Source organism: Brachyspira pilosicoli (assembly GCF_019402445.1).
Lineage (GTDB): Bacteria > Spirochaetota > Brachyspiria > Brachyspirales > Brachyspiraceae > Brachyspira > Brachyspira pilosicoli_B.
The window spans coordinates 1-3,997 of sequence record NZ_SRZM01000423.1; the positions used below are offsets into that span (position 1 = coordinate 1).

Genomic DNA, 3,997 nt, shown 5'->3' on the forward strand with positions numbered 1-3,997 from the left:
ATAATTAAAACAAACTTCTTAATATTAGCAAATCAATTAGTTTTTTTATCAACTTTTTTAGGCACAAAAAAGTTGGTAAATTTTTAATCACGCGTTGAACTTACTCTAAAAATATAGATACACAATGATTTCTAAATTTATTATAAATTAAAATTTATATTACCGCGTGATGTTAAAGCTATAAATTTAAAAAAAACTTGGGCGGGTGTGCTATTTATAATTAAACATTAAATATAATATAAATTATAATATCAAAATAAAATTATAAAAAGTAAAGGGTGGGGTGTGTAAATAAAATTTTATAAATAATTAATTAAAAATAATACCTAGCCCCAATGCTCATTCTTCCAAATCCAGCTTTATTTATTTTGGCAGGATACCCTAACTCTTTTCCATTTACAACCATATGAAGCCCACCTCCAAACTCTAATATTATACCCACATGCTCACTTACATTTATATTAAAACCAGCCCCTCCGCCAACTTCAAAATAATATGGAGCACTAAATAAAAACTTTCCGCTTTTATCAGCATCAAAAGATAAAAATCCAAAACTTCCAAAAGCAAAACCATACCTTGATATGCTTATAGCTCCTTTGTATTCGTCATCGCCTCCAAATATAAACTTTTGCATAAGTCCTAACTGATACATCTGAGGACTGTCATCATATATCTTTGAACCAACAATAGATGTGTAGCTTTTTATTTGAAAGTTATTGTATTTCATTAGCTTAAAACCAAACTCTACATTAACAGATGTTTTTATTGAATCTGCACTGCTGAATAAACCTATAGAAAAAAATCTATTATCAAGCACGGACTGAAAACCTTTTTTTTCATTATTATTATTTTTTTCTTGAGAGTATAATATATCAAACAAAGATAAAAATATTATATTTATTACAAGTATATATTTCACCATAAATTATTTCCCCTAAACAAAATTAAAGTATTTTTGAGTATGTATTTAAAAGTTATTTTTATTTGTTTTATTATTATTTATTCTTTTATTGTTTTTATTTGCGTGAAGAAATATAAATATTTACCTATAAATAATACAACTAATAAAATTCTTGCATGCAAATTATTAACAAATATAAATGTCACTATGAGCATACAGCTAACAGGAAGAAGTATTGTTAATTTAGATTTTAATGTCATAGCCCTAGAATTAACAAAACTTTCTAAATGTTTTTTGTATAGTTTTGTAGACATAAACCAATCATGAAACTTTTTAGAACCCTTAGCAAAAAAGAATGATGCTAATAATAAAAATGGTGTTGTAGGAAGTATCGGAACAACTATTCCGACAGCTCCTATAGCCACGCATATAAAGCCTAAAATTATTAATAATGTTTTCATATAATGCCTTTAAAATCTAGTTTTTTATTTTTTATAAGATTATGTCTTATCATAACAAATATGTGTTTCAATGCTATTATAGGGTGATATATTAGCATTATTTTTCCAGAAAAAGACATAATTTGTTTTACTTTGTTTTTGATATTTGTTTTATAACATTGTTTTGGGCAAGCACTGCAAAAGGTTTTTGTTTCTATAAATCTGCATTTGTTTGTTCTCTCTATTGAATAATTGTATATTTCTTCGCACTCTTTGCATAGAGGTTTACTTCCAAATGTTTTTAAGCAATTTTTTTGATAATCTTTATGATGATGTTTACAGTAAAGATTAATCATATAAAACATTACTCTTTTTTCATTTTCTCTTTTTTTATATATTTTGTCTTTTTTATAGCACATTTTTATAACTCTTTTTTATATATTGGGTATCTTTTTTTGATACCCAATATACTATTCCCAAAAATCAATATATTATAATAAAATTTTAAAACTTATTAAAATTTCCAAGTAATACCAGTACTTCCATTGAATGCAAGTCCATTGTCAGCACTGTTTCCTATACCGTCAACAGTAGTAGCCCCTCCAATCTGAGCCTCAAAATACCACTCTAAATTAGGCATAGGATTAATGTATAATTCTCCATACACTAAATATCCTACAGAATAAAATATAGGAGGTATTCTTACAGGTTTAGCACTGCTAGCATATGCATTAATTCCTCCAGTAATCATAGAAAATGACACAGCAGGCTCTAAATAAAGTGTTATTAAATCACTTTCAGCAGTAAAACCAACAGGAACAGCCACACCTACAAATTGAGGCTTAGTTATATAATACTCTGTGCCTCCTATTTCTATAGAAGCTCCTTCACCTGTAAACATTATATTATGAGCAGTAAAATCATAATAAGGTGCAGCAGCTATAGAACCTGTATTTCCTAACTCAAAAGCACCTATAGGGTTTGAAGCATCTATATTGTATAGTCCAAATTCTGCAGCTCCCTCTTTAGCGTCCATTCCCGGAGGTGTAACTGTATATGAAGTGCCTTTGAAGTCTGCTATAGAACCCTGATATATCACTCTTATTTGAGGCTCTATCAATATAGGGTCGGTTGCCGCTATAAAATATCCCCTTACATCAACACCTATAGATTGTCCTACAGTATCTTTAGTAAATCCGTATTGACCATTTTCTCCAACTGTACCTAAATTCATATTTCCAATATTTAGATTACCTCCATTAGCTAATTCGCCGCTTCTGCTTGCATTTGCTTTTAATTTGTACATTCCATATTTAATATTAACTCTTATTCTGCTGAAAACATTATTGCCTGTATAATATTCTATTCTTGTATCTGTTGAAACAGCCATATCACCATCATTAACGCTTCCGCTTCCCACTCCTATTGTAACAGGTATATTTATTCTTAAATTTTCATTAAGAAAAGTAGCTGTTAGTATAGGAGTATGTGCCTGCCAAGAAGATGTAACATATTTGAATTGATAACCAGCACCAATAGCAAAACTCTCTGTCTTATAACCAAATCCAGCCAAAGCCGCAGGTCTAAAAGTGCTTATTCCACCCTTGCTTCCATTATCTAAATTGTCTAACAAAACTCCTGCTGTCTCTCCATTTACCCCCACAACAAAACGTAAATTATCAGTACCTGCTAATACTCCAAATCTGTCAAGTCTTACTCTTAATTGATTCTCATCAACCAAAAAATCATTGAAATCCTCTACAACTGTGTAGCTAAATACACTATAAGCATTTATTATTAAAGCCGTTAAAATGATATATAAACGTCTCATATTTTTATCCTTTATTAATGTTTATTTATTATTCTTTTTGTATTTATATTGATACATATTTTATATTTTCATTTAAACTGCTATTTTTTATAAAGGTTTCTTTTTGGTTTTGTTTCTCTCTATAGCCTCCTTTAATAATATCCCATCTTGGTATATACTCCTACTCATGTCAATATATTTCTGATAGTTTTCATTATCTTTTATTTTGAAATAATATTGTGATAACCATACATAGGATAAATATGTTTGGTATTTTTCTTTAGAGTTGTTTAAAGCTCTATTAAAATATTCAAATGCTTTTTTATCACTTCCTCCTGCTATGGCTGGAGCATGCATATAGCCTATAGCTGTGCCAAGAAGTGCAAAAAAGTTACTATTGTCAATTTTTAAAATGTTTTGATATAGTTCTTTAGATTTTTTGCCGTAAGAAATTTTATCAGGAAGTGATGAATAATATATAATATAATTCATTAACTCTGATATGCTTATCAAATAATCAATGTCTTTTGATGTTATATAATCTTTATTTTCATCTATTGCCTTTTTTAAATAATTAAATTTTTCTTTATCGCTTGATATGTTTTTTGAAGTTATTAAATAATATATATTTTGGTAAGTTTGAGAATTATTTACTTTTAATGAGTTAATATCATGGTTTTTTGAAGAGTAGTAATTATTATAAAAATTATTTATTTCTTTTGAATTGTAGCTATATAGCATATTTGTTATAATAATAGCGATTAATATTATATATTTCATAGCTTTTTCCTTTTTTATGTTAGCTAATACTTAAATATTGTTAGTATATTCTAACATTTAAAAAAA

General features: G+C 27.7%; 5 protein-coding genes. All 5 read right to left on the reverse strand.

Going from position 1 to position 3,997, the window contains the following annotated elements; translation table 11 throughout:
• Positions 1-313: 313 nt before the first annotated feature.
• Positions 314-922 carry a hypothetical protein gene (locus tag E6A48_RS11575; protein WP_014933978.1) on the reverse strand — a complete coding sequence of 203 codons (609 nt, stop codon included), beginning with the start codon at positions 920-922 and terminating at the stop codon, positions 314-316.
• A 77-nt stretch (positions 923-999) separates the two neighbouring features.
• Entirely contained in the window at positions 1,000-1,362 is a 363-nt protein-coding gene (locus E6A48_RS11580) for a YbaN family protein (protein WP_157147741.1), read from the reverse strand.
• On the reverse strand, positions 1,359-1,760 hold the full coding sequence (locus E6A48_RS11585; protein WP_219710462.1) for a nitrous oxide-stimulated promoter family protein: 402 nt from the start codon (positions 1,758-1,760) through the stop codon (positions 1,359-1,361). Before E6A48_RS11585 ends, E6A48_RS11580 begins: the two co-directional genes overlap by 4 nt.
• A gap of 95 nt (positions 1,761-1,855) precedes the next feature.
• Positions 1,856-3,172 carry a variable surface family protein gene (locus E6A48_RS11590; protein WP_219710463.1) on the reverse strand — a complete coding sequence of 439 codons (1,317 nt, stop codon included), beginning with the start codon at positions 3,170-3,172 and terminating at the stop codon, positions 1,856-1,858.
• An 87-nt stretch (positions 3,173-3,259) separates the two neighbouring features.
• Entirely contained in the window at positions 3,260-3,931 is a 672-nt protein-coding gene (locus tag E6A48_RS11595) for a hypothetical protein (protein WP_219710464.1), read from the reverse strand.
• Positions 3,932-3,997: the final 66 nt, after the last annotated feature.

What these genes read in the sequence shown, in the direction of transcription:
- E6A48_RS11585 (WP_219710462.1), bottom strand. Translation starts at nt 1,760, where the DNA reads ATGTGCTATAAAAAAGACAAAATATATAAAAAAAGAGAAAATGAAAAA.
- E6A48_RS11575 (WP_014933978.1), bottom strand. Translation starts at nt 922, where the DNA reads ATGGTGAAATATATACTTGTAATAAATATAATATTTTTATCTTTGTTT.
- E6A48_RS11595 (WP_219710464.1), bottom strand. Translation starts at nt 3,931, where the DNA reads ATGAAATATATAATATTAATCGCTATTATTATAACAAATATGCTATAT.
- E6A48_RS11580 (WP_157147741.1), bottom strand. Translation starts at nt 1,362, where the DNA reads ATGAAAACATTATTAATAATTTTAGGCTTTATATGCGTGGCTATAGGA.
- E6A48_RS11590 (WP_219710463.1), bottom strand. Translation starts at nt 3,172, where the DNA reads ATGAGACGTTTATATATCATTTTAACGGCTTTAATAATAAATGCTTAT.